Source organism: Mesorhizobium yinganensis, from assembly GCF_040081985.1.
Classification (GTDB): Bacteria; Pseudomonadota; Alphaproteobacteria; order Rhizobiales; family Rhizobiaceae; genus Kumtagia; species Kumtagia yinganensis.
This window is the reverse complement of sequence record NZ_JBEBMH010000007.1, coordinates 133104-160098: the sequence shown is the minus strand read 5'-3', so window position 1 is coordinate 160098 and position 26995 is coordinate 133104. Positions and strand designations below refer to the sequence as shown.

Sequence of the window (26995 nt, the reverse complement as noted above, 5' to 3'; positions counted from 1 at the left end):
AAATCTCCTCCAGTTCGCGCGACAATGCCCCACTTGCGGAGAAACGTCTTTGCATTTTACGAAATGCAGATGGTAAAAAGCGAAAAGCTTTCCATCTTCCAGCCCGAGCGCACGCCGCTATCGGTCACTTTCCTGATTCTGTCGGGCTCCTCCATCATGTGCGTCGCCTCGGCGATCGATCCGCTGCGCGCCGCCAATCGGGTCACCGGCGAGACACTGTTCGACTGGAAGATCGTTTCCGTCGACGGCACCCCCCCGGTCACCACCTCCGGCCTGCCGGTCGCCGTCTCCGGCCGGTTCGACCCGACCGTGCGGACTGACATGCTGGCCATCATCGGCGGATTTGGCTCGCGCGACCACGGCGCGCCGGCGCTGCTTTCCGGTATCCGCCGCGTCGCCCGCTCCGCCCGCGCCTGTGGCGGCATCGAGGCCGGCTCCTGGCTGGTCGCCCGCGCCGGCCTGCTGGAAGGCCGCGCCGCCACCACTCATTGGGAAGACATGGAGGATTTTGCCGCCGCCTTCCCCGGCGCCGACGTTCGCCCCGACCGTTACGTCATCGACGGCCCCGCCTTCACCGCCGGCGGCGCCTCCCCCACCTTCGACCTGATGCTCCACCTCATCCGTTCGCGCCTCGGCATGGCGGTGGCGCTCGATGTTGCGAGTGTCTTCATCTATGATCAGGCGCGCGCCGCGACCGACGCCCAGCCGCTGGTTTCGCTTGGCCGCCTCGACGGCTTCGACCCACGTCTGGCCCAGGCCATCCGGCTGATGGAAACCCACATCGACCAGCCACTCACCACGGCCGCCATCGCCCGGCGCGCCGGCGTGACGGCCCGCACGCTGGAAGGCATTTTCAGCCGCTCGATCGGCGAGACTCCCGGCGCCTATTACCTGCGGCTGCGCCTCCACGCCGCGCGCCGCCTGGTGCTCGACACCCGCCTTGCCATGGCCGACGTCGCCGCCCGTTGCGGCTTCTCCAGTTCCGCCGCCTTTTCCCGCGCATTCTCGCGGGCATTCGGCGAGGCTCCGGTTCGCATGCGGCGTGGATAAGGCGAACGGCCAAGCTGCAGTGCGGCCGGCGGCCGCATATGCCGCGTTGAACACGAGGCGGAAATGGTATATATCATGGTCTATACCAGTCTGGGCACGCCAAATGACCCATGTCGCAAAACTGTTCAAGAATGGCCGCAGCCAAGCCGTCCGGCTGCCCGCGGAATTCCGATTTGAAGGAACCGAGGTCGAGATACGACGCGACCCTGAAACAGGGGATGTGATCCTTTCTCCTGTGAGGAAGGATGCGACGTCCTGGAGTGAATTTTTCCGGCTGCGCGATGAGATCGCGCCGGAGGAACTGAGAAACTTCATGACGGATCGCGAGCAGGGAGCGCAGGAACGCGACGATATCTTCGATGACCTATAGGTTCATGCTCGATACGAATACCGTCAGCATGGCGGCACGTGGAGAGTCCGCTCGCATCGATGAGCGTCTCGCCGGCTACGGATTAGGCGAACTGTGCATCTCCGTCATAACCGAGGGCGAAGTTCTCTTCGGCATCGCAAAATCTCCCGGCGCTACCCGGGTCGCCCGGATGATGGCGGCGATGTTAAGTCGCCTCACGATATTGTCTTGGACACGCGAAACGGCTGCCGAGTATGGGCGACTGAGAGCCGAGATGCGGTTGCATGGCCGTGCTCTAAGCCCTCTCGATATGCTGATCGCGGCTCACGCCCTTTCGCTCGGCTCGACGCTGATTACCTCTGACCGTGCATTTCGGCACGTTCCCGGGCTGCAGGTGGACGATTGGAATGGTTAGTCGAGCGACCCAACAGTCGGTAGCCACGGTCTCTTGGGGAGCAAAAGGGGTTCACGCCGCCCGATCCGTCGAGTGGTCGCCGTGCCCTTCGATCCGTTCGCGCATGCGGTCGGCCAGCACCTTTTCCAGCCGGCGCGCCACGCCGGCGTCCCAGGCGTTGCGTTTGCCTTCGCTTGTCTGCGGCACGACCGGCAACGCAAGCAGGCGGTCGACGATCGAGTCGTCCTCGCCGAAACCCTCGAAAATCTCGGCATCGAGACGGCCCGGCAGCGCGTGATCTGTACGATTCGGTTCCATGGACTAAAGTATAGAAGCGCTTCATGACGGACCGAAGGCACGCCCGTGCCGGAAATGTGGTCCGCCGCGCCGATATGTTTCCAAACCCGTGACATTGCTGGAAAAAATCGCTTCCCGGATTTTTTTCAGAAGGCCGCTGCCCGGTCGGGAATGCGCCCTTCGATCCGCTTCACCGCCTCTGCAAACAGCTCTACCGGTTCGGAGCGGCCACGCAGGTGGCGCGGCCCCATGCTGCGCCATTTGTCCGGCGGCTCGCCGGCCAGCGAAAGCGCATGCGCCGAGATCAGCAACGGTTCGCTGAGCACCTTCGTCTCGCTCTCGACGCGGCTGGCGACGTTCACCGCGTCGCCCAGCACCGCGAATTCGAGCCGGGCAGCCGCCCCGACGATGCCGACGAAGGCCTCGCCCGCATGGATGCCGATGCCGACGCGGATCGGCTGGTCACCATTCAGCCCGCGCGCATCGTTCCAGGCGCGGATCGAGGCCAGGATCGCCCTGGCGCAGCGCACCGCGCGGGCCGCGTCGTCGGGCCGGGCCTCCGGAACGCCGAACACCAGGAAGGCGCCGTCGCCGATGAACTTGTCGACCACGCCGCCATGGGCTGCCGCCGCATCGAGGATCAGTGCCCGGTAGTCACTGATGATGCCCACCAGTTCTTCTGGCTCGGCGTTCTCCTCCAGCGCGGTCGAATCGCGCATATCGACGAACATCAGCGTGACCTCGGCCTTGCGCCCGGTGCGCAGCGCGCCGGCCGTACCCGCCGCCATCAGCGGCGCAAGTTCGGTCGGCACGAAACGGCTGAGGTTGACGCGGTTGGCGGTCTCCTCGACCGCGTTCCTCAGCATGCGGCGGCCGCGCGCGGCGGCCAGGATGAACACGCAGGCGGTCAGCGCAAGCATGACCAGCCGCATGATGTTCGGCGGCAGGCTGAACAGCATGTCCAGTGTTTCGGACGCCTGGTGGAGGGAACCGTCTCCGGGATGAGCCGCCAGCACCGCCACGGTCGACCCCACGGCAAACAGCAGCGATGCACAGACCTGCACGGCCGGCCGGAACCGCAGCATGTTGACGGCCAGGAACAACGGTATGGCGGTGACGATAGGAAAAGCAAAAGCGAAATCGGCGGGAAGCAGCGATACCCAGGAGGTGAAATAGAGCAGGGTCGCCACGAGCACGGCATCGACCAGCGCGGCGAGATAGGCCATCCAGGAACGCCAGATGCCGATCCTCAGGAACAGCAGCGAGGCGAAGCCCGAAGCCACCACGATGCCGGTCATCAGCGTCGCGTTGGCGAGCAGCGGCTCGAGGGCGTCGAGATGCTCCGGGTTCCTGCGGGCCACCGACCGCAGGCCGACCAGCAGCACGAACCCGGCAATGACACGCACCGCGCTGGCGATGCGCTCGGTCGTGGTGTCGGCCTTGGCCAGAAGCGCGGAAGCGGTCTGATCGCTCAGGGATCGCATGGCGGAAACTCCCAAGGATGTCGCCGGGGGAGGGATATGCAGCAGCCATGCGCCTCGGGCAAGCGTCCTGAGACGTCGGCCGAGCGACCGGACAGGAAGCCCGATTAAGGCAATTCACCTCCGCGCGACACGCCGGCGCCGAACCTGGACGGCGGATACGAACAGGCCGCGTGCAATCCTGTCTTCAGAAGATGGAAGGCAGCCGACAGACGTATGATCACGAAATCTTGCAGCCGGAACCGCCGCCGGCCCCACCGATTAGGCTCGCGAGGCGATGGTGCCTCGAACAATCCCCAAGGAGATGAAGATGGCCAATCAAGGCGGAAGTCACGAACAGCATGTGAAAGCCGGCCAGCAGAGCCACAAGAACGATGACAACCGCAAGCGCGACCAGCAGCGGGCCGAAGGCGGCGGCAGCCGTCAGCAAGGCGGCGAGCGTGGTGGCTCCGGCAACTTCGCAAACGACCGCGAACGTGCGTCGGAGGCGGGACGGAAAGGCGGCCAGTCCTGACGATGGCACGGGGCCTCGCAACGAGGCCCCAGCCGTCCCGAAAACGGTTGCCGGCAGGTATGGAAAAAATCACCGCAATCGAAAGAATACGCCGACGACCAAAGTTCCCACGGAAGGCGGCATGTCTGGATTGATCAGCGCGGGAAAATGTCCGCCAAAGGCCCGGTCGCCGATTTACCTTGTTACCCGAATGATCTCGAGCCGGGGTGCGACCGACGAGAGTCTTTCCGATCCCCCTTTATTTCTTCTCCGTCCAGCAAGGCGCGGCGTCGATCGGCATGCTGCAAACAGCCTCCCCTGCACGCCGGACGCGAAAATATCGCTGGCCACGATCGCCCTGAGATAGCTCGGCGTTATTTACCAGACCCCACGTCGTCAGCTGATCATTGCGAAAAACCGGCATTCCGCCGGCAAATCGACGGTAGCCCACGTAAATTACACCCTGCGACTGGCTCCACAATCATGGCGGGCGTAGTCTGGTTGGCAGTCGAAGCCGCGCTGGCGGCCGAGGCAGTTCGTGAATGATCGAGTGTGGCAATGAACCGTCGACCGGCCCGTCTCGCAGCGAAGATCGCGGCTTTCCTTGTGATCGTTCCGTGGTTCGGCGGCCAGGCGCTGGCACATGAGGACACGCAGGAACTCGCCAAGAAACTTGCCAACCCGATCGCCTCGCTGATCAGCGTCCCTTTTCAGTTCAACTATGATGGCGGCTATGGCCCGAACGACGGCGACAAGGCCTATGTCAATGTCCAGCCGGTTATCCCCTTCTCGCTCAACGCGGACTGGAACCTGATCTCCCGGACCATCCTTCCGGTTGCATGGCAGCAGGATATCGCCGGGCCTTCCGGTGACCAGTTCGGCCTCGGCGACACCACGCAGAGCCTTTTCTTCTCGCCCGCAAGGCCGACGCAAGGCGGCATCATCTGGGGCGTCGGGCCGGCTATGCTGCTGCCGACCGCGACCGACGATTTGCTCGGCGGGGGAAAATGGGGAGCGGGACCCACCGCCGTCGTGCTCAAGCAAAGCGGCGGATGGACCGTCGGCATGCTGGCAAACCATATCTGGTCCTTCGCCGGCGAGAGCGACCGGCCGGATGTCAACTCGACCTTCATGCAGCCCTTCGTGTCCTACACGACCAAGGACGCCTGGACGTTCACGCTCAACACCGAAAGCACCTACAACTGGGAAGCGGAGGAATGGTCGGTCCCGATCAACTTCCAGGTTGCCAAGCTGCTGGTCATCGACAAGCAGCCGATCAGCCTCTTCGCCGGCGTCCGCTATTGGGCCGAAAGCCCGGACAGCGGGCCCGACGGGTTCGGGGTTCGCACCGGAATTACGTTCCTGTTTCCGAAGAAATGACCTTTGCGTCACCTTTTCCAACGTGAGGAGTAGTCCAATGAAAATCAAATATGCATCCGGCCTCGCGATAGCGCTCGCGGGCCTGCTGTGTTCGTCGGGACTGGCGCTTGCGCAGGACGCGATTGCCGCGCCCGCGCAAAAGACCATAGGCGCGCACAGCACCCAGATGGTGCCGTCGCTCGCCGTCCTCAACTCCGGCGGCGCCAAGCTCGAGGGCGGCAAGCTGACCATGAGCAGCATCGCCCCCAACTCCATCGTGTTCGCCGATCGCCCGGTGAGAGCGGCGGGGCATGTGCTCACCTCCGAGTTCATCAAGCAATGGGACGAAGGCAACGACAGCTTTGCCAAGGACCCGCCCAATGCGACGATCTCGGTGATGAACAGCGACGGCACGGCCATCGAGGACGCCGTCGTCGTACTGAAGTCGCCAAAACTCGAAGGCAACACTCTGACGTTCGACGTCGCTGTTCTCGAGGGTGAGGTCAAGTCGGCGAACGGACCTGCTTCGCTGTTAATCGACTGGTTTGCCGCGCGCGGCGGTTATGGCCACGTCGCTGTGGCCGGCGGCGTCGGCTGGCATGCTCCCGTGTGGCACGGCGGCTGGTATGCCCATCCCGGCGCCTATTACGGCGCGGGATTGGCCACGGGCGCGATGATCGGGGCGGCCGCCGCCTCCGCCTACCACCCGTATTATCCGCCGCCTGCCTGCGGCTACTACCCGTATCCGCCCTGCTATTAAGTCTCTGGGTCAGTAACTATCGATCGTTGAACAGGGCACCGGCCCTGGCAAAATCTCGAGGATGAAATGAACGTATCACGTCGCACTGTTTCGCTTGGTGGCCTGGGCCTGCTGGCCGCCACGTCGTTGAGTTCTACCGCTGCATCGGCCGAAGGCCTGATTTCGGACCTGATGGAAGGATCCGACGAATTCGCCGACGCCGTCGAAGCCTACATCTACGGCTATCCCTTGGTGACGATGGAAATGACCCGCCGGGTCATCACCAACGTCGCCGAGCCCGTGGGAACGAAGGGGCCGATGGGCCAGCTCATCAAGCTCAGGGAATACCCGAACGCGTCGTTCCGTGATGTCACCGCGCCGAACGCCGACACGCTCTACACGACCGCCTTTCTCGATGTCGGCGACGAGCCGTGGGTCGTTAGCCTTCCAGACCTGAACGATCGCTACGCATTGTTCCCGATGCTCGACGGCTGGACGACCGTTTTCGACGTCCCTGGAAAGCGCACCACCGGAACCGAGGCGCAGACCTTCGCCATCACCGGCCCGGGCTGGGAAGGCGCGCTGCCGGACGGCGTCAAGCAGTACAAGTCGCCGACCAGCATCGTCTGGCTGCTCGGCCGCATCTACTGCACGGGCACGCCCGAGGACTACGCCGCGGTCCACAAGATCCAGGACGAGGTGAAGCTCTACCCGCTGAGCGCCTGGGGCAAGGAATGGACGCCGCCGGCCGGCAAGGTCGATCCTTCGATCGACATGAAGACGGCGGTTCGCGACCAGGTCAACAAGATGGACGCGGTCGAGTACTTCACCTTGCTCGCCGAGCTCCTGAAGCGCAATCCGCCGAATGCCGCCGACGCGCCGATGCTTGAGAAGCTGGCCCAGATCGGCATCGTTCCCGGACAGGACTTCGACAAGTCGAAATTCGATCCGGCTTTCGCCAAGCGCATTCCCGAGCTTGGTTTTGCCAAGATCATGCTGCACTTCAAGTTCAGCGATGGCGACATCAAGAACATCGACGGCTGGGGTTTTACCACCAAGACCGGCATCTACGGCACCAACTATGTCCAGCGTGCCCTGATCACGGCGATCGGCCTGGGCGCCAACCGGCCGCAGGACGCGGTCTATCCGACGTCGCAGAAGTCGGCCGGCGGGATCGTCAGGCGGAAATATGACGGCGCCGAAAAATACGTGCTGACCTTCAAGAAAGGCCTGACGCCGCCCGTTTCGGGTTTCTGGTCGCTCACCATGTATGACGAGAACTACTTCTTCGTCGACAACCCGCTGAACCGCTATTCGATCAGCGAGCGTCAGCCGCTGAAGGCCAATGCCGACGGGTCCATCGATCTCCTGATCCAGAACGAGTCTCCCGGCGCGGACAAGGAATCCAACTGGCTCCCGGCGCCGAAGGGCAGGTTCATCCTGATGATGCGGCTCTATTGGCCGAACGAAAGCGATCCTTCCATCATCGACGGGTCGTGGACCATACCGCCGGTCAAGAAGGTGGGTTAAGCGACCGCGCGGCCGTCCTCTGACGGGGCGCTTCGCCAATCGACACGGCGTCCCGCGGCCGAAAGGCCGCGGGGCTTTTATCATCCGGGGTTGGGAAAACGGCCACGGTCCGCCCTATGGGCCGGCGACGCGATTGGCGAACGGCCTGGGCGGCACGTTTGAGCGCCACGCCATCGCTTTCAGGCGCGGCAGTGCCGGTTCTTATCCATTTCGGTAGGGTCCAACCCGCCTAAGCCACCACCACGATCGGCGTCTTGCCCTTCACCTTCACCCGGTCATAGAGGTCGATGACGTCCTGGTTGATCATGCGCACGCAGCCCGACGAGGCTGCCTTGCCGATCGAGCGCCATTCCGGCGTGCCGTGAATGCGGAACAGCGTGTCGACGCCGTCCTTGTAGATATAGAGGGCGCGTGCGCCGAGCGGGTTGTCCAACCCGCCAGGCTGGCCCCCGGCATATTTCTTCAGCGCCGGCTTGCGCGCCACCATTTCGGCCGGCGGCGTCCAGGTCGGCCATTTGCGGGTATGGTCGACCACGGCGCGGCCCGACCAGACGAACCCTTCTTTGCCGATCGACACGCCGTAGCGGATCGCGTCGCCGTTCTCCTGCACCAGATAGAGATGGCGCTTCTGCAAATGCACCACGATGGTGCCCGGCGCTTCCCCGGTGGGGTCGACCACGAGGCGCCGAAGGTGAATCGGCTTCAACTCGTCCGGCGGGATGGCCGGCAGACGGAAGCCGTTGTCGGTGACGGAGGCGTACATCAGCTCGGGCTTGCCGAGATTGCCGTAGCCGCCGGGATTGGGACCGACCGAGGCGGTCTTGATCTCCGCGGACACCGCAGGGGGCGCGGGCTGAGGCGGCGCCGGCGGCGTCATTGCAGTCACTTTGGGCTGGCTTCCGGGCAGGCCGATGTCGATCGTCCGGCTGCACCCGCCAAGCATCAAGGCCCCCAGACCAACCAGCGCCGCGCGCCGGCTGACGGGCACGGATATGGACGGTTCGAGGGTGTCCGCGGTCGAGGAAAGGGCAAGCTTCATCATGCCCGGGAAGCTACACCAGAAGGTCCGAACGTACTGTGTCCGTTCACCCTCTCTGTCGAATCTTCACGAAACGTGGTTGATAAAATGTAAATGAGTTAACATATTGATATAAAACAACTTTATACGAATCAGGGCGTGGAAAAGCCGCCTTTGCCGTCATTCTGCACGCCTCGACACCAGAACTCCTCCATTGCGTCACAATCTCGGCCACAGCCGTTCCTACCTGTCCGCCGAAACATCATGAGGGACGTTATGACCGAGTCGCTGAAGAACCAGTTCGCACTGCTTTTGGCCGGGGTGCTTGCCGTCGGCCCGCTGCTTGCGGCCAGCGCCGGCCTGATCGCGCTTCTGTCTGTGGGAGTGTTCTGATGGACGCCCGCCAACGCCCTTCCCTGCCTGCTCCGTCACGCACGCAAGGCCCCTTTACATCGCCGCGCTGGCAGGGGTTTATCCTCTCCTTTGAAGAGAGGAGACATCCATGTCGTTTGAAGCCTGGGCGGCCTTCACTGCCGCGTCTGCCGTCCTTCTGATCATTCCGGGACCGACGATCCTGCTCGTCGTGTCCTATGCGCTCGGCCAGGGCTGGCGCACCGCCCTGCCCATGGCGGTCGGCGTCGCGCTCGGCGACTTCACCGCCATGACCCTATCGATGCTGGGCATCGGCGCGCTGCTCGCAGCCTCCGCCACCATCTTCACCGTGCTGAAGTGGGTCGGCGCCGCCTATCTCATCTATCTCGGCATAAAACTCTTCCGCGCCGGCGGCACGCTCAATGCCGAGCCGCGCACCGACAAGGCATCCGCCGCCAAGATGATGGCGCATGCTTGGCTTGTCACCGCCCTCAATCCGAAAAGCATCACCTTCTTCGTCGCCTTCCTGCCGCAGTTCCTCAGCCACGAAGCAGATTTCTGGACGCAGATGCTGGTGTTCGAATCGACCTTCCTGGCGCTCGCCTTCGCCAATGCCTTCGGCTACGCGCTGGTGGCCGCCCGCGCCCGCGACCTCGTGCGCAACCCGCGCGCGCTGCGCATCTTCAACCGCACGGGAGGCACGCTGCTGGTCGGCGCCGGCATCGCCACGGTGGCCATGCGCCCGGCGGCATAAACAATCTCGGCAGACCCCGCGGCCTGATCCACCTCGGCCTGTTCCACGTAGAAGGATGCGGCTGGTTGGGTATTGGATGCGGCGCGAAGCGGATTTCGTGCCCGGCAAGGCGACAAGGCCTGCGTGGTGCCGGCCACGAAAGGCCTTTCAACCTGGCCGGGTGCGAGATCCGTGCTTCGCGAAGGAGATGCGCAAGATCACCCGCGTTCGGAGTGGCCAACCCACGGCACATGTCGACGCCTCCATCGGGCCGGCTCCTCGAAACGGACGTTTTTTGGCCGTACCATGCTCAGGTCGGCAATTGCACGCACGGCTTGGTGCCGCCAGGGCGTTGGCGCAAACATTTGTGATCGGCAGGTTCAACCAGAGGCTTTATCTGCGCGCCGTTTGCGATCAGGATGGCCGGCGGGACATTGCCCTTATCGCTGCCAAGGCAGGACATGGCAGCGTGTTTAGGGCGAAGCCGGATGAGAAGGTTCCGACGATGCCTTATACGGCGGCTCGCCGCCGTATAAGGCATCTCGGCCGGCTCTCGGGCTTGGGGGTCGCGATCCTGCGTGCCGGCGTTCGACGACGCTAACCATGTCGACGTCCGGCACGCAGCCGTATTCGCGACGGGAGGCGGGTGGAAGGGAATGGCATTCAAGGACAGGCTTGGGCTGGAACTCACGGGTGCGGGGCCTGACAGCGTCGCCGCCTACGAGAGCGCGCTGCATGAGCTCCAGTGTTTTGCCGGCGATCCCGTCGGCTCGGTCGACCGCGCCATAGGCTCAAGCCCGCGCTTCGTGATGGCGCATGTGCTGATGGGCTATCTCTACGGTCTCTCGACCGAGAAGGCTGCTATGGCGATTGCCGCGTCCTGCCATCTGGCGGCGACGAGGCTGCCGGCGACGGCCCGCGAGCGTGGCCACGTCGCAGCCCTCGGCCATCTCGCCGCCGGCTCGTGGCACGAGGCGGGTCGTGTCCTGGCGGAGGTGTCGGCCGACAATCCGCGCGACGCACTGGCCCTGCAGGCCGGCCACCAGATCGATTTTTTCACCGGCAATTCGACGATGCTGCGGGACCGCATCGCCGCCGCGATGCCCTTCTGGTCGGTGGATATGCCGGGCTGCCATGCCATCCTCGGGATGCAGGCGTTTGGCCTCGAGGAGAATGCCGACTATGCCGCTGCCGAAAAACTCGGACGCCAGGCCGTCGAGCTGGAACCGCGCGACGGCTGGGCGCAGCATGCCGTCGCGCATGTCATGGAGATGCAGTGCCGCCAGCGCGACGGCATTGCCTGGATGCGCGGCAATCAGGCCGGCTGGACCGGACGCAGCTTTTTGCAGATCCACAACTGGTGGCACCTCGCGCTGTTCCACTACGATCTCGGCGAGACGGAAGAAGTGCTGGCGCTGTTCGACGGGCCGATTTACGGCGGCCGTCCGACTTTGGCGCTCAACCTGCTCGACGCTTCCGCCATCCTGTGGCGCCTAGCGCTCGGCGGCATCGATGTCGGCACTCGCTGGGCGCCGCTTGCCGAAAGCTGGCTGCCCAAGGCGCGCGACGGCAACTACGCCTTCAACGACATGCACGCCATGATGGCCTTCGTCGGCGCCGGCCGCGAGGATGCCGTGAGTAGCCTGCTTACGGCGCAGCAGGATGCGATGCGCGGCGACAGCGACAACGCCGCCTTCACCCGCGATGTCGGCTACCCCGCCGCGCTCGGCATCAAGGCCTTCGGCGAAGGCCGCTATGCGGACGCAGTCACCGCCTTGCGCCCGCTGCCGGCAATCGCCCATCGGTTCGGCGGCAGCCACGCCCAGCGCGACGTCATCGAGCTGACGCTGATCGAGGCGGCGCTACGCGCCGACGACCGGGCGCTGGCACACACGCTTACCGCGAAACGTCTGGCGGCCCGCCCGGCCAGCCCACTGTCGGCGCTGTTGGCAAGGCGGGCGGCAATCATCTGACGTCGCGAGACGCCGGCCGCCTGATTGCACCAATTTCTTTCTGTCAGCGCCCCTGCAGGACGCGGATGACCGTCGGGCTTGGATGCCCGCGTTCGGCCGCGACGAATTCCGCGTGCGTGATGCGTCCGTTGGATATTCCATTGATCACCCGCCGACAACGCCAACGACTGATTTGGTCGGCACGTTCATGATCGCCGCGAGCATTTCCTTGCTGTCGGCGGATTTTCGGTCCAGCCGCTTGCCGCATTCTGCTATGGTCATGGCCCGCAGCTTCGGGCTGCCCTCAAGCGCCGTCTGTGCTGTTGCGTACTCTTCCTTGCCTGTCGTGCAGCCCGCCAACACCAAAAGCGCGGCCCCAACCAGGATTGATACTCGCTTCATTGCTCCCCCAGATTGTCGATATCGCCCGCGAAACCCCTACTTTCAACCGGAGGACGAGACAAGTCCTTCGATCGGTCGATGTCGCACGACCCTCCGGTGAAGTGACGCGCCGATCTCTCCCTGCGCACCTCGGCATAGTCTTGCCGGCGGAAGGGCGGCTACGGGATGTCGGGCACCTCATTTTTCATCATTTTTTCCGAGCGTCGAAAAAAATATTCACCGAAGCCGCTTTTGCCCATTCGCAGAGGCGGATTTTTTGTTATGAAAAGGTCCTTCTCCGGCGAATGGCCTTCGCGGCCCGACCGCCGGGGCTGCAAAACGACTGCCAGGACATGCAGCCTGGCGGCGTGGGGGAGGATGATGCGATGTATCTCGGCATAGACCTCGGCACGTCCGGCGTGAAATTGCTGCTGATCGACCGGGATCAGCGGGTGATCGGTTCGGCCAGCGCATCGATCGAAGTATCGCGGCCGAATCCCGGCTGGTCCGAGCAGGACCCGGCGGACTGGATCGAGGCGACCGGGGCCGCCTTCGCAGCGCTGAAGAAGAAGCATCCGAAAGAGACGGCGGCAGTGAAGGGCATCGGCCTCTCCGGCCACATGCACGGCGCAACCATTTTGGGCGACGGCGACGTGGTACTGCGGCCCTGCATACTCTGGAATGACACCCGCAGCTTCCGCGAGGCGGCCGAACTCGACGCCGACCCGCGGTTCCGGAAAATCACCGGCAACATCGTGTTTCCCGGCTTCACGGCGCCGAAACTGGTGTGGGTCAGGAACAACGAACCGGAAGTCTTCGACAAGGTGCGGAAGGTGCTTCTGCCGAAGGACTATCTGCGCCTGTGGCTGACCGGCGAGCATCTTTCGGAAATGTCCGATTCAGCGGGCACCTCATGGCTCGACACCGGTGCGCGAAAATGGTCGGCGCCTCTGCTTGAAGCCACGCATCTCGACGAAAAGCACATGCCGTCGCTGGTCGAGGGCACCGAACACGCAGGCACGTTGCGGGCCGAACTGGCCGAGCGCTGGGGCCTGCCGTCCGGCGTCGTGGTGGCCGGCGGTGCCGGCGACAACGCCGCTTCGGCCTGTGGTATGGGTACGGTCAGGGCCGGTCAGGCCTTCGTCTCGCTCGGCACTTCGGGCGTGTTGTTCGCGGCCAACGATTCTTACCTCCCCAATCCCGAAAGCGCGGTGCATGCCTTCTGCCATGCCTTGCCCAACGCCTGGCATCAGATGGGCGTTATCCTGTCGGCCACGGATTCGCTCAACTGGCTTTCCTCGATCACCGGCCGCGGCGCCGCCGACCTGACCACCGATCTCGGCGAGGGGCTGCGGAAACCGACCGGCGTGACCTTCCTGCCATATCTCTCCGGCGAACGCACGCCGCACAACGACGCGGCCATCCGCGGCTCCTTCACCGGACTGGCGCATGAATCGGATGTCGCGGTATTGACACAGGCCGTGCTGGAAGGCGTCGCCTTCGCCTTCCGCGACAGTCTGCAAGCGTTGCAGGCCGCCGGCACCGAATTGAAGCGCGTCACCGCCGTCGGCGGCGGCTCGCGCTCGCACTACTGGCTGAAGGCCATTGCCACGGCGCTGAAAATTCCGGTCGAAATCCCCGCCGACGGGGATTTCGGCGCGGCCTTCGGCGCCGCCCGCCTCGGCCTCATCGCCGCCGAAAAAGCCGATCCGCACCATGTGCTCACCCCCCCCGTCACTGCCGAGACGATCGAGCCGGTCGAAAAGCTCACCGCCGCCTACGACGAAGCCTACGCCCGCTATCGCGCGCTCTATCCGGCGATCAGGGGCACGATGTGAGGGTTTTATCACCCCCCTCTGTCCTGCCGGACATCTCCCCCTCAAGGGGGGAGATTGGCAGCTTTGCCGTCCGGCTCTCTCTTGCGACGATCGAGGTTGGCGAAAACCGAGCGGCCGGCCAATCTCCCCCCTTGAGGGGGAGATGTCCGGCAGGACAAAGGGGGGTGACCGCCTCGCCTAAACATCGACATGCCCTACCCCGGCACCTTATCCAAAAATCCCCGCACCATGCTGAGCTTGCCACCTTTGATGATGCCAACATCGGTGCCCTCGATCACCGATTCCATGCCTTCCGGTCCGAGCGCCCACGAAAAGCGGATATAGTCGGCAAAACCGTCCGGCGTTCCCTTCAGCGAGAACCGGAAGCCGGCAAATTTTTGCTGCACACCCGCGATCAGCGTACTCAGCCCGTCATGGCCCTCTCCCTCCATAACCGGATCGGCGTAGCTGATGTCGGCGGTGAAAGCCGGACCGAGAAGCGTTTCCCGTGCGGCTGCATCGGTCTCGTTCCACGCCGCGATGTAGCGTTCGGCGATCATGTTCAGTTCGGTCATGGTTCTGTCTCCTGTTGTTTCGACAGGAGCCTTTTGCGGCATCGCCTGCGGCAAACCAATTACGCGCGACGTAATCGGGGCGCACGCCATTCATCCAATCCACTGCGGCTGAAACGGCCGGCTGAAATTCGAGAGGAGAAAAAATCATGAGCACCGGATTTTTCGGCGACATCAAGCCGGCCAAATACGAAGGCCCGGAATCCACCAATCCGCTGGCCTACCGCTTCTACAACAAGGACGAGGTGATCGCCGGCAAGCGCATGGAGGACCATTTGCGCTTCGCCGTCGCCTATTGGCACTCCTTCGCTTGGCCGGGTGGCGACCCGTTCGGCGGCCAGACCTTCGAGCGCCCTTGGTTCGGCGACACGATGGAGCTTGCCAAGCTGAAGGCCGACGTCGCCTTCGAGATGTTCTCGCTGCTCGGCGCTCCCTACTACTGCTTCCACGATGCCGACGTTCGCCCCGAGGGAAAGAATTATGCGGAAAGCGTCGCCCGGCTCGACGCGATCGCCGACATCTTCGCTCAGAAGCAGGCCGAGACCGGCGTCAAGCTTTTGTGGGGCACGGCGAACCTGTTCTCCAACCGGCGCTTCATGGCGGGCGCGGCCACCAATCCCGACCCCGACGTGTTCCTCTATTCGGCGGCGACGGTGAAAAAGTGCATCGACGTCACGAAGAGGCTAGGCGGCGAGAACTATGTGCTGTGGGGTGGCCGCGAGGGCTATGAGACCCTGCTCAACACCGACCTGAAGCGCGAGCGCCAGCAGGCCGGCCGCTTCCTGCAGATGGTCGTCGACTACAAGCACAAGATCGGCTTCAACGGCACCATCCTGATCGAGCCGAAGCCGCAGGAGCCGACGAAACACCAGTACGACTACGACGTCGCCACGGTCTACGGCTTCCTCAAGGATTTCGGGCTGGAGAACGAGGTCAAGGTCAATATCGAGCAAGGCCACGCCATCCTCGCCGGCCACTCCTTCGAGCATGAACTCGCCCTGGCCGGCAGCCTCGGCATCTTCGGCTCGATCGACATGAACCGCAACGACTACCAATCAGGCTGGGACACCGACCAGTTCCCCAACAACGTGCCGGAAATGGCGCTGGCCTATTATTATGTGCTGCAGGCCGGCGGCTTCACCACGGGCGGCACCAATTTCGACGCAAAGCTGCGCCGCCAGTCGCTCGACCCGCAGGACCTGCTGATCGGCCACATCGGCGCCATGGATTGCTGTGCCCGCGGCCTCAAGGCGGCGGCGAAGATGATCGAGGACAAGGCGCTCTCCGGCCCGCTCGCCGAGCGTTACGCCGGCTGGGATGGCGCCGAGGCGCGGAAGGTCCTGGCCGGCGGCTACACGCTGGAGGAGATTGCCCACTATGTGGAAAGCCGCGGCATCGAACCCCAGCCCCGCTCCGGCCGCCAGGAGCTTTTGGAGAACGTCGTAAACCGCTACGTTTGAGATGTGCCGCCAAGCAACGATCGTCGGCCGCTTGCTTGCATTGGGTCCGCAAAGTCCCCTCCCGCTTACGGGAGGGGTTAGAGGCAACGGTACAAGACGATCCCTTCCCGTCGTTTTCAGATGTGACCGCTTGAGCCCTGGGGCCGCGAAAAGGCAAAACCGAAGGAACAAGAAAGCCGGATCACTTCTTGCGATTTCACGTCACGCCAAAATCACGAAGCGGCCGGCCATGGCACGCGAAAACCCGGCAAGACGCTCCCCCGGCAAGTCCGCGGCACCTTCGCGTCAGGCCAATCGGCGGTTGGCAGCCGTGAAATTCCGACAAGCATTTGAAACAATTTGATACTCCGAACTTGACGCGCGAACTGAAAGCGCTGGCGCTGCGAGCGCGGCCGCGGCACCCAGTTTCGAAAAACCCAATCAGATCAGCAGGTTGAAGCCACTCTGCGCAAGCGTCTCGCCATTGACCAGAAGGTCGACGCGATGATGACCGGCAAAATGCTTCCGCGTCGTGAAATCCTTCACCGTCTGGCTGATCGACAGGTCGCATGTACTCTTGGGAGCGAGGTCGACAACCCTGAGCTTGAACACTTTCCGGTTCGCCGCGCCGTTTTTCTTCACGTAATGAACGGCATAGTCCACCACCAATCGCTGGCTCTCGTCCGAGGTCGAAACCACTTTTGCTGTGACTGATAGCCGGCCACCGAGCCGGATTTCCGGGGGCGCCACAGCCATTGTCTCGACGCGAACCAGCGGCTTTCCGCCGGCTCCGACCAGCGCCAAAGCGCGCGAATCTCCCTTTTTTATCAATGACCTGAGGGCATGTTTAGCAATCCATGCCGTACGCGGGTCGTCAAGCGGCCAGCGCTCCAGCCGCTCGAGCATCCAATCGGCATGATCCTTGCCGATATCGTTCAAATGGTTGGCGACCGACTTGCGTACGTAGAGGCTCGGATCGCTTTTCAGCCTTTCAAGGATCGGCGCGACCGGCGACGGATCTTTGATGAGCGCCGGAATGCGCGCCGCCCAGGGCAGGCGCGGTCGGCAGCCTTCGCTGGCCAGTCGTCGCACATGCTCGTTCTTGTCCTCGGCCCAGCCTTCCATTACGGCCAATGTCCGGTTCAGGTCGCGCAGGAGAAAGGGCCGGACGGCGAACTCCGCCGAGCCGAAGCGCGTAAAAAAGTTCAACGCTTTCATGGAGATATCGAAATCGTCGAGGCCATAAAGCGCCACATATTCGGCCAGCGAGATCGCAACGAAATCGTGTCCCAGCCGCGGCGCAAGCGCTTCCAGAACGTTGATGTTTTCTGCGAAATCGCCCGGCAGCGCGGCATGCAGGCCCATCGCCACCTGCCGCATCCGCTGCATGATGCCGAGCGCATCGAGGTTCTCGCTCGCCCGCGTCAAAAAAACATCCGCATCGAAGCCGGCGGAAACGGCGGCGGCCTCGCGCGCGATATGCGCAAGGCGGGGGCGGTCGAAAATTTCCTTCAGCGCCGGCGCACCTGTATCAGCTTGTTCCTGCATGCTTTTCCACGCCGACTGAGATGACCCCTTGGGTCATCTCATAACACGGCCTGCCGCCAACACACTGTCAGGAGGATGCCGCCCGTGCGTGGAGCCTGTCGAAAGTCAGGCCTAATCTATCCGGCTCACACCAGCCTAGGCGTTCGCCGCAACCAGCGCCTTCTCAAGCTTGCCCATGCCTTCCGCCAAAATCTCGTCGGAGATCGTCAGGGGCATGAGGATCCGGATCGTGTTGGCATGCACGCCGCAGGAAAGCAGCACCAGCCCTTCGGCAAGCGCTGCCTGCGTCACCCGCTTGGTCGCGTCGGCGTCGGGTTCGCTGGCGCCGCGCCCCTTCAGCACATCGAACGCCACCATCGCGCCCGGCCCACGGATGAACCCCATCGCCACCGTGTCGTTGCGCCTGGAAATCCGCTCCAATTCGCCCTTGATGCGCTCGCCCAGCGCGTTCGAACGCGCCAGAAGCCCTTCTTCTTCAATGACATCCAACACTGCCAGTGCCGCCGCGCAGGCGATCGGGCTGCCGGCATAGGTGCCTCCCAGGCCGCCCGGGTCGGGCGCGTCCATGATCGCCGCCTTGCCGACGACGCCCGACAGCGGGAACCCGCCAGCCAGCGACTTGGCAATGGTGATCAGGTCCGGCTCGACGCCGGAATTCTCGATGCCGAACAGCTTTCCGGTGCGTGCAAAACCCGTCTGCACCTCGTCGGCAACCAGCACGATGCCGTGGTCGTCGCAGATTTTCCGCAGCGCCTGCAGAAGCTCGACAGGCGCCGGATGGAACCCGCCCTCGCCCTGCACCGGCTCGATGATAACAGCCGCGACATTGGCGGGATCGACGTCGGCCCTGAACAGATATTCGATCGCCCTCAGCGAATCCGCCACCGTCACATTGTCCTGCGGCATCGGGAAAGGCACGTGCCAGACGCCTGCCGGCATCGGCCCGAACTTTTTCTTGTATGGCGCAACCTTGCCCGTCAGCGCGCTGGTGAAAAGGGTTCGTCCGTGGAAGGCGCCGGAGAATGCGATGACGTTGGTGCGTCCGGTATGGGCGCGGGCGATTTTCATCGCGTTTTCAACCGCTTCGGCTCCGGTCGAGAACAGGATGGACTTTGCCTCGCCCTTGAAAGGGGCCAGCTTGTTGAGCTTTTCGCACAGCGCAATGTACGGCTCATAGGGAACGATCTGGAAGGCCGTATGGGTGAAGGCGTCAAGCTGCGCCTTGACCGCGGCGATCACCTTCGGGTGGCGATGGCCGGTGTTGAGCACCGCTATGCCGCCGGCGAAATCGATGAAGCGGCGGCCGTCCCTGTCCCACAGTTCCGAATTCTCGGCGCGCTCGGCGAACACCGGATAGGCGGTTGCGACCCCACGCGGGATCGCGGCGACGCGGCGGGCTTGAAGCGATGCGTTTTCGGACATGGTTTCCTCATGGCTCGTCGATTGTTTGCGGCGGATGTTTTCCGCGCTTTCCTTGCCCCCACTATAGCGTGGCGACCCGGCTTTGTATGGCGCACAGGCAAAAATCCGCTGCGGCCAGGAATGAAAGACTTTCTTCTCCCACTCACTCGAAGAAGGAAGGGAAGCCGGTTGCGCCGTCATGAAACTACGCTAAACCTGCGGCAGGACCACACGGAGGGATTTATGGCCGGGACATTCGTGATTGCGCAGGGCGGCGGCCCGACCGCGGTTATCAACCAGACCATGGTGGGCGCCGCGCTTGAGGTACGCAAGCGGCATCCCGGCGCAAAGGTGCTCGGAGCGCTGCACGGCGTGCGCGGCATCCGCGACGGAAACTATGTCGATCTCACTGAGATTCCCGAAGCCGAACTGCGCCGCATCGCCGGCACGCCGAGCGCCGCCCTTGGCTCTACCCGCGACAAGCCGGACGCCGCCTATTGCGAAGTGGTTTTGAAAGGTCTGCAGAAGATCGATACGCAGGCCTTCATCTATATCGGCGGCAACGACACGTCGGGCACGCAGCAGATCCTGACCGATGCCTCGGGCGGAAAAATCGCCTTCGTGCATGCGCCCAAGACCATCGACAACGATCTGGAAGAAAACGACCATACGCCGGGTTTCATCTCGGCCGCCGAATATGTCGCGGGCGCCTTCCTCACCGCCGACCTCGACTTCCGCGCCTTGCCCGGCATCTATGTGGCGATCGTCATGGGCCGCCATGCCGGCTTCCTCACCGCGGCCTCGGCCGCCTGGCGCATCGACGGGGAGTCCGGCCCGCATTTGATCTACGTGCCCGAACGCGCCTTCTCGCCAAAGCAGTTCGTCGACGACGTCAAACGTACGCTGGCGAAACACAAGCGCTGCATCGTCGCGGTGTCGGAAGGCGTCACCGCCGAAGATGGCCGCGCGCTGGTCGAGACGCTGGTGCCGGCGGAAAAGCTTGAGCGCGACGCGCATGGCAATCTGAAGCTGTCGGGCGGCGATCTCGGCATGGCCTTCGAGCACGCGCTGAAGGAAGGGCTTCCTGGCGCGCGCGCCCGCGTCGATGCGCTGGGCTACATGCCGCGCGGTTTTGTCGGCGCGATTTCCAAGGTTGATCAGCAGGAAGCATTCGATGCCGGCGCCTTCGCGGTTGCCGTGGCCGGCGAGGGCGGCGGTTCGGTGGCGCTGCAGGTGGAGAACGGCAAGACGGTGTTGCGAAAAGTGCCGCTGATCAATGTCGCCGGCAAGACACGGCACATGCCCGAAGATTTTCTCGACGCAGCCGGCACCGGTCTGGCGCCGGCCGGAAAGGCCTATTTCGAGCGGCTGGTGCCGAAGAAATACGACGTCGGCAAGCCGTTCGTCTAAGAGTCCGCCGAGGCACCGATGTCCCGTCACATCCGGCTGCGGCGCTGGCTCTACATCCGCCTGCAGCCGACGGCGTGGCACCGGAAAGGCCTGTCGGCGCTCAACAAATTCATCGTGCTGGTCATTGCCGCCGCCGTGCTGGTGGCGATCCTAGAAAGCGAGCCGACGATCTATGTCGGCAACGAGAATCTGTTCCTGGGGCTCGAACTGGTCTTCGGCTCGATCTTCCTGGTCGAATATCTGGCGCGGCTGTGGACCTCGGCGGAAGATCCGCGATATGGCGACGGTTTCCTCGGCTATGTCCGATACGCCCTGTCGCTGCCGGCGATCATCGACCTGCTAGCCATGTCGACGCTATTCCTCACCTTCTACGGTAACGAAACCTCGATCCTGAGATTGTTCCGGCTGCTGCGTATCCTGTCGCTGGCAAAGCTGGGGCGCTATTCCAGAGCCTTCAACGCCATCGGCCACGCCGTCTATTCGCGGCGATACGAACTGCTGATGAGCCTGATGATCGCAACCGTGCTGCTGCTGGTGTCGTCGACGCTGCTTTACATCATCGAGGGCGAAGGCCAGCCGGCGGCCTTCGGCAGCATTCCGCGCGCCATGTGGTGGTCTATCGCGACACTGACCACGGTCGGCTATGGCGACGTCGTTCCACAGACACCGCTCGGAAAGATGCTGGCCGGGCTGACGGCGATCACCGGCATCGGCCTGATCGCCATGCCCACCGGCATCCTGGCCGCCGCGTTCAGCGACGCCATCCAGCAGCACCGGCTGGCGCAGGAAAGGGAACGGGAAGAGCGAGAGGCCCGACGCGCGGACGAAACTCCGGAAGGACCCGTATAGGCTGGAATATCCCTACTTCGGCGCGTTGGCCTTCAGCCAGGCCTCCATCTCGTCGATCTCCTTCTCCTGGGCGGCAATGATGTCCTGGGCCAGTTTGCGGATTTCCGGATCCTTGCCGTACTGAAGCTGCACTTTCGCCATGTCGATCGCCGCTTGATGGTGCGGGATCATGCCTCGCACGAAATCGACATCGGCATTGCCCGAATAGGGCATGTTCGACATCGTGTTGTGCATGGCATCCATAGCACGCTTGTAGCCGGTCTCGGCAGGAGTCGCCGGTGCGGCCGTCTCCTGGGTCATGGTGTGGCCGCTGTGGTCCATCTGCGCTAAGGCAGCCGATAGCGGCAGGGAGAGCGTCGCTGCGACGATGGCGGCGCGAAGCATAGAATTGGTCATTTCAGTTCCTTTGTGATGATCGAAGGGGGCCATCAATGATGATGGCCGGCGAGGTCCTCGAGGATCGGGCATTCCGGCCGGTGGTCGCCGTGGCAGGCGTGGACCAGATGGCTGAGGGTTGCGCGCAATGCGTTGAGTTCGGCGATCTTGCGATCGATCTCGACGAGCTTGGATTCTGCAATCGCCTTGACCTCGGCGCTCTCGCGATGCGTGTCTCCGTAGAGCGACAGGAGTTGCCGGCATTCCTCGACCGAAAATCCCAGCCCGCGCGAACGCTGCAAAAATCTCAGCCGATGCACGTCGGCCGTCGAATAATCGCGATAGCCGTTGTCGGCGCGGCCCGGGCTGAGCAGGCCGATGTCCTCGTAGTAGCGAATGGTTTTTGGCGGCAGGCCGGATTTCTCCGAAGCCGTTCCAATGTTCATGAAGTGTCTCCTAAGGTCTCGGCGCAGGGGACAGTTTACTATCTTTCCGCTGTAGGGCCGCGACGCACGAAGGTTGGCGCAGGCGGAAAAAAGTAAACTGTCCCCGGCATTTGTCCTTCTTGCAGCCTAAGGCTTCCACCAAGTGGAAGCTCAAGCCCTTTCGCTGCGGCAGCGGGTCACAGCTTGAGCGTCCGTAATCTCAGCGCGTTGCCGATGACCGATACCGACGACAGGCTCATGGCGGCCGCGGCCAGCATCGGCGACAGCAGCGCGCCGAAGACGGGATAGAGCACGCCCGCCGCAACCGGCACACCGATGACATTGTAGGCGAAGGCGAAGAACAGGTTTTCGCGGATGTTGCGCATGGTCGCCTGGGAGAGCCGCCGCGCCCGCACGATGCCGGAAAGGTCGCCCTTGAGCAGCGTGATCCCGGCGCTTTCCAGCGCAACGTCGGCGCCCGTGCCCATGGCTATGCCGACATCGGCCGCCGCCAGCGCCGGCGCATCGTTGACGCCGTCGCCCGCCATCGCCACCGCCGCGCCATTTTTGCGCAGTTCCTCGACCAGCGCGTGTTTGGCTTCCGGCGTCATGTCGGCCCGAACCTCGTCGATGCCCAGCCTTTTGGCCACCGACTTCGCGGTCAGCGCATTGTCGCCGGTCGCCATGACGATCTTCACGCCTGTTTCGTGGAGCACCCGGATGGCGTCGGCGGCATTGCCCTTGACCGGATCGGCGACGGCGACGAAGCCGGCGAGACGGCCCTCCAGCGCGACGAACATCACCGTCCGGCCTTCCGCGCGCAGCGCGTCGGCCTGACGTGCGAGCGCTGCGGCGTCCACCCCGATGTCCTGCATCATCGCGGCATTACCGAGCGCCACCGCGTGGCCCGCGACAAAACCCTTCACGCCCTTGCCTGTTATCGCCTCGAATGCCGAAACCTTGTCGATGGCGACACCGCGCTCGCGCGCGCCTTCGACGATGGCTTCCGCCAGCGGGTGTTCGGAACCCTGTTCCAGCGCGGCGGCGAGGCCGAGCAGCGCGTCGTCGTCCAGCCCGCCGGCGGCCACCACGTCGGTGAGACGCGGCCGGCCCTCGGTCAGCGTTCCGGTCTTGTCGACGATCAGCGTGTCGACCTTGGAAAGACGCTCCAGCGCCTCGGCGTCCTTGATCAGCACGCCGGCCTGCGCGCCGCGCCCGGTCGCCGTCATGATCGACATCGGCGTCGCCAGCCCCAGCGCGCAGGGACAGGCGATGATGAGTACGGACACGGCCGCCACGATCGCGAAGGTCAGGTCCGGCCCGAAGATTGCCCACACCGCGAAGGCTACAATCGCCACCAGCACCACCGCCGGAACGAAGTAGTAGGAAACCGTGTCGGCCAGCCCCTGGATCGGCGCGCGGCTGCGCTGCGCCTTGGCCACCATCTCGACGATGCGCGACAGCATGGTGTCGGCGCCGACCTTTTCGGCGCGTATCACCAGCGTGCCATTGCGGTTGAGCGTGCCGCCGGTCAGCGCATCGCCCTTGGCCTTCTCGATCGGCAGCGGCTCGCCGGTCAGCATCGATTCGTCCACGGATGAGCGGCCGTCCTCGACGATGCCGTCGACCGGCACACTCTCGCCGGGGCGGATGCGCAGGAGGTCGCCGGCCTCCACCTGGTCGAGCGGCACGTCGGTCTCGCCGCCGTCCTTGCCGATCCGCCGCGCGATCTTCGGCGCGAGGTCGAGCAGCGCGCGGATCGCCGAGCCGGTGCGCTCGCGCGCCTTCAGCTCTAGCACCTGGCCCAGGAACACCAGCGCCACGATGACGGCGGCCGCCTCGAAATAGACGGGCACGGCGCCCCCATGCCCGCGCATCTCGTGCGGAAAAATGTCCGGGAACAGCGTGGCGACGACGCTGAACACATAGGCCGCGCCGACACCGATCGAGATCAGCGTCCACATGTTCGGGCTGCGATTGACGATCGATTCATAACCACGATGGAAGAACGGGATCGCCGCCCACAGCACGACGGGCGTGGCGAGCACAAGTTCGATCCAGACCGATACCTGCTCTCCAAGCCAATCGCGAACCGGCAGGCCGAGCATCGGGCCCATGGTCAGCACCAGCAGCGGGATCGACAGGATTGCGCTGACCCACAGGCGGCGGGTGAAGTCGACGAGTTCGGGGTTCGGCCCCTCCTCGCCGGTCGGCACGCCCATCGGCTCCAGTGCCATGCCGCATTTCGGGCAGGAGCCGGGTCCGTCGCGCACCACTTCCGGATGCATCGGACAGGTGTACTTCGTGCCCTTCGGCGCCGGCGGCTCGGGCTTTCGTTCGCCGAGATATTTTGCCGGCTCATTTTCGAACTTCGATTTGCATCCGGTCGAGCAGAAATAGTTGCCCGTGCCTTCATGGCGCACATAGTGTTTCGCGCTGGCGCGCTTCACCGTCATGCCGCAAACCGGGTCCTTTGCTTCCAGATAGCGCTCCGGATCGGCCTCGAACTTGGCTTTGCAGCCGTTGCAGCAGAAGTGGTAGGTGCGGCCGCCATGCTCCAGCGACGGTTTTCCCGCAGCCGGGTCGACGGTCATGCCGCAGACCGGATCGCGCACGACCTCGGATGCCGTCCCGCCCTCGTGCCGGTGATTCGTATGGTGATGATGGTTCAAGGCCGTCATTCCCGTGTCATTCCTATGTAGGTTCGGACCGTAATCTTTCCAGTCACTGGAAGGTCAAGCGGTTTTTTCCCACAATTGCCGGCTGGTCCAACCGCAGGAGAGCCGGCTGTGATTGACACGTCATGGTTGCGCTTTAAGCATGCCACCCCCTCAACAGCCCAAAAAGGAGTCCTGAATGGCTGTGATCGAAGGCACGATCGGCGACAACACACTCACGGGCGGTTCCGCCAACGACTACATCTATGGCTACGGCGGAAACGACACGCTGCTGGGGGGCGGCGGAAACGACACAATTGTCGGCGGATCGGGCAACGACACCATGACCGGCGGCGCCGGCAGCGACATTTTTGCCTATGATTCGCGCGGCTTCGGCGCCGACACGATCACCGACTTCACCACCGGCGACAAGATCGATCTCAGCGGCATCAATGTCGGCGACCTCGACAGCATCAAGCCTTATGTCACGCAGGTCGGCGACGACGTCGTCATCGGCACCTTCTATGGCGGCAACATGGAACGCATCACCGTCCAGAACGCCACGCTGGCCGACGTGCTGGCCTCGATCCGCCTCAATCCGAACAGCGACCCGCTGACCATTTCCGGCACCATCAGCGACGACGTGCTGTTCGGCGGACGCGGCCAGGACCGCATCTATGGCGGCGGCGGAGACGACGAGATCAATGGCGGCGTCGGCAACGACTACATCTATGGCGAGAACGGCAATGACCTCCTGCGCGGCGGCGCCGGCAACGACTTCTTCGGCTATGGCAGCCGGGGCTTCGGCTCGGACACCATCGCCGACTTCACCACCGGCGACCGGCTCGACCTGCGCGGCATGAATGTCGGCGATCTCGACACCATCAGGCCCTACCTCGTCCAGTCCGGCAGCGATGTCGTCATGACCACCTCCTGGGGCGGCAATGTGGAGCGCGTCACCATCCAGAACGCCACGCTGGCCAATGTGCTCGCCCAGATCAAGCTCAACGCCGATACCGATCCGCGCACGGTCTCCGGCACGATCAGCGCCGACACCCTGTTCGGCGGGCGCGGCCAGGACCGTCTCTACGGCGACGGCGGCAACGACCAGCTCAACGGCGGCGTCGGCAACGACTACCTCACCGGCGGCAACGGCAGCGACCTGCTGCGCGGCGGCGCCGGCAACGACCTGTTCGTCTATGACAGCCGCGGCTTCGGCGGCGACACGATCGGCGACTTCGCCGCCGGCGACAAGATCGACCTGCGCGGCATCCACGTCGGCGACATCCAGAGCATCACGCCCTACATCGTGCAGTCCGGCGACGACGTCGTCATCAGCACCTATTGGGGCGGTAATCTGGAGCGCATCACCATCCGCGACGCCACGCTGGACGCGGTCAAGGCCGCCATCAAGGTCGACCCCGACACCGATCCGCTGACACTCTCCGGCACGATCAGCTCCGACTACTTGTTCGGCGGGCGCGGCCAGGACCGGATCTATGGCGAAGGCGGCAACGACCACATCAATGCCGGCGTCGGCGACGACTATCTCTATGGCGGCAACGGCAGCGATCTGCTGCGCGGCGGCACCGGCAACGACGTCTTCGTCTATGACGAGCGCGGTTTTGGCGGCGACACCATCGGCGACTTCGCCGCCGGCGACAGGATCGACCTGCGTGGCATGCATGTCGGCGACCTCGCCTCGATCGATCCGTATATCGTGCAGTCGGGCGCCGACGTCGTCATCAACACCTACTGGGGCGGCAATCTGGAGCGCATAACCGTCCGCAACGCGACACTTGCGGACGTCAGGTCGGGCCTGCTGCTCGACACCGATGGCGACCCGGACACGGTGTCGGGCACAATCAGCACCGACTATCTGTTCGGCGGACGCGGCCAGGACCGCCTGTTCGGCGACGGCGGCAACGACAAGCTGATGGGCGGGCTTGGTGACGACTATCTCACCGGCGGCAACGGCGCGGATCAGCTTTTCGGCGGCGCGGGCGCCGACCGCTTCGTCTTCGACGCAGGCGACTCGCCTGTCTCCGGCACCCTCGACAAGGTGATGGATTTCTCCCGTGCCGAGGGCGACAAGATCGACCTCAGGCCGATCGACACCGATCCCAATGTGTTCGGCGACCAGCCGCTCAGCTATGTCAACGGCGCCTTCTCGGCGGCCTACCAGGTGCGGATCACCTCGCTATCCGGTGACAATTTCCTCGTCGAGGTCAACCTGGATACGGACATCGACCCCGAGATGGCCATCCATGTCGTCGGCACGACCTTGAACTCGTCCGACCTGCTGCTCTGACCGGAACAACCGGCTCGCTCGGCGACCGAGGCGGCCTCCGGGC

At 63.9% G+C, this 26995-nt stretch carries 24 protein-coding genes; 14 read left to right on the top strand and 10 right to left on the bottom strand.

What is annotated here, in order from left to right; genetic code table 11:
- Positions 1–69 precede the first annotated feature (69 nt).
- From ABMA59_RS15670 to ABMA59_RS15660, 3 genes are all read left to right on the top strand, one after another.
- A complete protein-coding gene (locus ABMA59_RS15670) occupies positions 70–1050 on the top strand; it encodes a GlxA family transcriptional regulator (protein ID WP_349006297.1) in 981 nt (326 codons plus the stop codon).
- A gap of 103 nt (positions 1051–1153) precedes the next feature.
- Positions 1154–1420: an antitoxin gene (locus ABMA59_RS15665; protein WP_349006296.1), complete on the top strand. Its 267-nt coding sequence runs from the start codon at positions 1154–1156 to the stop codon at positions 1418–1420.
- Positions 1410–1814 carry a type II toxin-antitoxin system VapC family toxin gene (locus tag ABMA59_RS15660; protein ID WP_349006295.1) on the top strand — a complete coding sequence of 135 codons (405 nt, stop codon included), beginning with the start codon at positions 1410–1412 and terminating at the stop codon, positions 1812–1814. Before ABMA59_RS15665 ends, ABMA59_RS15660 begins: the two co-directional genes overlap by 11 nt.
- A 51-nt stretch (positions 1815–1865) precedes the next feature.
- Here ABMA59_RS15660 and ABMA59_RS15655 read toward each other — a convergent pair whose 3' ends face one another.
- Positions 1866–2111 carry a hypothetical protein gene (locus tag ABMA59_RS15655; RefSeq protein WP_349006294.1) on the bottom strand — a complete coding sequence of 82 codons (246 nt, stop codon included), beginning with the start codon at positions 2109–2111 and terminating at the stop codon, positions 1866–1868.
- Between the two features lie 125 nt (positions 2112–2236).
- The gene (locus ABMA59_RS15650; protein ID WP_349006293.1) at positions 2237–3574 is read right to left on the bottom strand and encodes an adenylate/guanylate cyclase domain-containing protein; all 1338 of its coding nucleotides are present in this window, start codon (positions 3572–3574) and stop codon (positions 2237–2239) included.
- A 307-nt stretch (positions 3575–3881) separates the two neighbouring features.
- On the opposite strand from ABMA59_RS15650, the gene ABMA59_RS15645 reads away from it, so the two are divergent.
- The 4 genes from ABMA59_RS15645 (at position 3882) to ABMA59_RS15630 (ending at position 7692) form a co-directional block, all read left to right on the top strand.
- The gene (locus tag ABMA59_RS15645; protein ID WP_349006292.1) at positions 3882–4085 is read left to right on the top strand and encodes a KGG domain-containing protein; all 204 of its coding nucleotides are present in this window, start codon (positions 3882–3884) and stop codon (positions 4083–4085) included.
- 537 nt (positions 4086–4622) lie between these two features.
- Complete coding sequence (locus ABMA59_RS15640; protein ID WP_349006291.1) at positions 4623–5444, top strand: transporter; 822 nt, start codon at positions 4623–4625, stop codon at positions 5442–5444.
- A 37-nt stretch (positions 5445–5481) separates the two neighbouring features.
- On the top strand, positions 5482–6183 hold the full coding sequence (locus tag ABMA59_RS15635) for a hypothetical protein (protein ID WP_349006290.1): 702 nt from the start codon (positions 5482–5484) through the stop codon (positions 6181–6183).
- A 66-nt stretch (positions 6184–6249) separates the two neighbouring features.
- Positions 6250–7692: a DUF1254 domain-containing protein gene (locus ABMA59_RS15630; RefSeq protein WP_349006289.1), complete on the top strand. Its 1443-nt coding sequence runs from the start codon at positions 6250–6252 to the stop codon at positions 7690–7692.
- 229 nt (positions 7693–7921) lie between these two features.
- Here the strand turns inward: ABMA59_RS15630 and ABMA59_RS15625 are convergent, their stop codons facing one another.
- Positions 7922–8734: a L,D-transpeptidase gene (locus ABMA59_RS15625; protein WP_349006288.1), complete on the bottom strand. Its 813-nt coding sequence runs from the start codon at positions 8732–8734 to the stop codon at positions 7922–7924.
- 478 nt (positions 8735–9212) lie between these two features.
- On the opposite strand from ABMA59_RS15625, the gene ABMA59_RS15620 reads away from it, so the two are divergent.
- Positions 9213–9836, top strand: coding sequence for a LysE family translocator (locus ABMA59_RS15620; protein ID WP_349006287.1), 624 nt, complete (start codon positions 9213–9215; stop codon positions 9834–9836).
- Between the two features lie 635 nt (positions 9837–10471).
- Positions 10472–11788 carry a tetratricopeptide repeat protein gene (locus tag ABMA59_RS15615; RefSeq protein ID WP_349006286.1) on the top strand — a complete coding sequence of 439 codons (1317 nt, stop codon included), beginning with the start codon at positions 10472–10474 and terminating at the stop codon, positions 11786–11788.
- A gap of 144 nt (positions 11789–11932) precedes the next feature.
- Here the strand turns inward: ABMA59_RS15615 and ABMA59_RS15610 are convergent, their stop codons facing one another.
- The gene (locus ABMA59_RS15610; protein ID WP_349006285.1) at positions 11933–12169 is read right to left on the bottom strand and encodes a hypothetical protein; all 237 of its coding nucleotides are present in this window, start codon (positions 12167–12169) and stop codon (positions 11933–11935) included.
- A gap of 365 nt (positions 12170–12534) precedes the next feature.
- Here ABMA59_RS15610 and xylB point away from each other — a divergent pair, with 365 nt between their 5' ends.
- The gene (gene xylB, locus ABMA59_RS15605; RefSeq protein ID WP_349006407.1) at positions 12535–13986 is read left to right on the top strand and encodes a xylulokinase; all 1452 of its coding nucleotides are present in this window, start codon (positions 12535–12537) and stop codon (positions 13984–13986) included.
- Between the two features lie 194 nt (positions 13987–14180).
- Here xylB and ABMA59_RS15600 read toward each other — a convergent pair whose 3' ends face one another.
- The gene (locus tag ABMA59_RS15600; protein WP_349006406.1) at positions 14181–14540 is read right to left on the bottom strand and encodes a nuclear transport factor 2 family protein; all 360 of its coding nucleotides are present in this window, start codon (positions 14538–14540) and stop codon (positions 14181–14183) included.
- Between the two features lie 146 nt (positions 14541–14686).
- Between ABMA59_RS15600 and xylA the strand changes: the two genes are divergently transcribed.
- Positions 14687–15997, top strand: coding sequence for a xylose isomerase (gene xylA / locus ABMA59_RS15595; RefSeq protein WP_349006284.1), 1311 nt, complete (start codon positions 14687–14689; stop codon positions 15995–15997).
- A gap of 420 nt (positions 15998–16417) precedes the next feature.
- On the opposite strand, the gene ABMA59_RS15590 is transcribed toward xylA, so the two are convergent.
- Both ABMA59_RS15590 and gabT read right to left on the bottom strand, forming a co-directional pair.
- The gene (locus ABMA59_RS15590) at positions 16418–17524 is read right to left on the bottom strand and encodes a DNA alkylation repair protein (RefSeq protein ID WP_349006283.1); all 1107 of its coding nucleotides are present in this window, start codon (positions 17522–17524) and stop codon (positions 16418–16420) included.
- A 135-nt stretch (positions 17525–17659) separates the two neighbouring features.
- Entirely contained in the window at positions 17660–18946 is a 1287-nt protein-coding gene (gene gabT, locus ABMA59_RS15585; protein WP_349006282.1) for a 4-aminobutyrate--2-oxoglutarate transaminase, read from the bottom strand.
- Positions 18947–19168: 222 nt separating this feature from the next.
- Between gabT and ABMA59_RS15580 the strand changes: the two genes are divergently transcribed.
- Both ABMA59_RS15580 and ABMA59_RS15575 read left to right on the top strand, forming a co-directional pair.
- Positions 19169–20335 (top strand): diphosphate--fructose-6-phosphate 1-phosphotransferase, encoded by a 1167-nt coding sequence (locus ABMA59_RS15580; protein ID WP_349006281.1) that lies wholly within the window; start codon positions 19169–19171, stop codon positions 20333–20335.
- 18 nt (positions 20336–20353) lie between these two features.
- Positions 20354–21184 carry a potassium channel family protein gene (locus ABMA59_RS15575; protein WP_349006280.1) on the top strand — a complete coding sequence of 277 codons (831 nt, stop codon included), beginning with the start codon at positions 20354–20356 and terminating at the stop codon, positions 21182–21184.
- A 12-nt stretch (positions 21185–21196) separates the two neighbouring features.
- Here the strand turns inward: ABMA59_RS15575 and copM are convergent, their stop codons facing one another.
- The 3 genes from copM to ABMA59_RS15560 form a co-directional block, all read right to left on the bottom strand.
- Entirely contained in the window at positions 21197–21580 is a 384-nt protein-coding gene (gene copM, locus ABMA59_RS15570; RefSeq protein WP_349006279.1) for a CopM family metallochaperone, read from the bottom strand.
- 32 nt (positions 21581–21612) lie between these two features.
- A complete protein-coding gene (cueR, locus tag ABMA59_RS15565; protein WP_349006278.1) occupies positions 21613–22005 on the bottom strand; it encodes a Cu(I)-responsive transcriptional regulator in 393 nt (130 codons plus the stop codon).
- A 176-nt stretch (positions 22006–22181) separates the two neighbouring features.
- Complete coding sequence (locus tag ABMA59_RS15560; RefSeq protein WP_349006277.1) at positions 22182–24665, bottom strand: heavy metal translocating P-type ATPase; 2484 nt, start codon at positions 24663–24665, stop codon at positions 22182–22184.
- Positions 24666–24840: 175 nt separating this feature from the next.
- Here ABMA59_RS15560 and ABMA59_RS15555 point away from each other — a divergent pair, with 175 nt between their 5' ends.
- Positions 24841–26952, top strand: coding sequence for a calcium-binding protein (locus ABMA59_RS15555; RefSeq protein ID WP_349006276.1), 2112 nt, complete (start codon positions 24841–24843; stop codon positions 26950–26952).
- Positions 26953–26995: the final 43 nt, after the last annotated feature.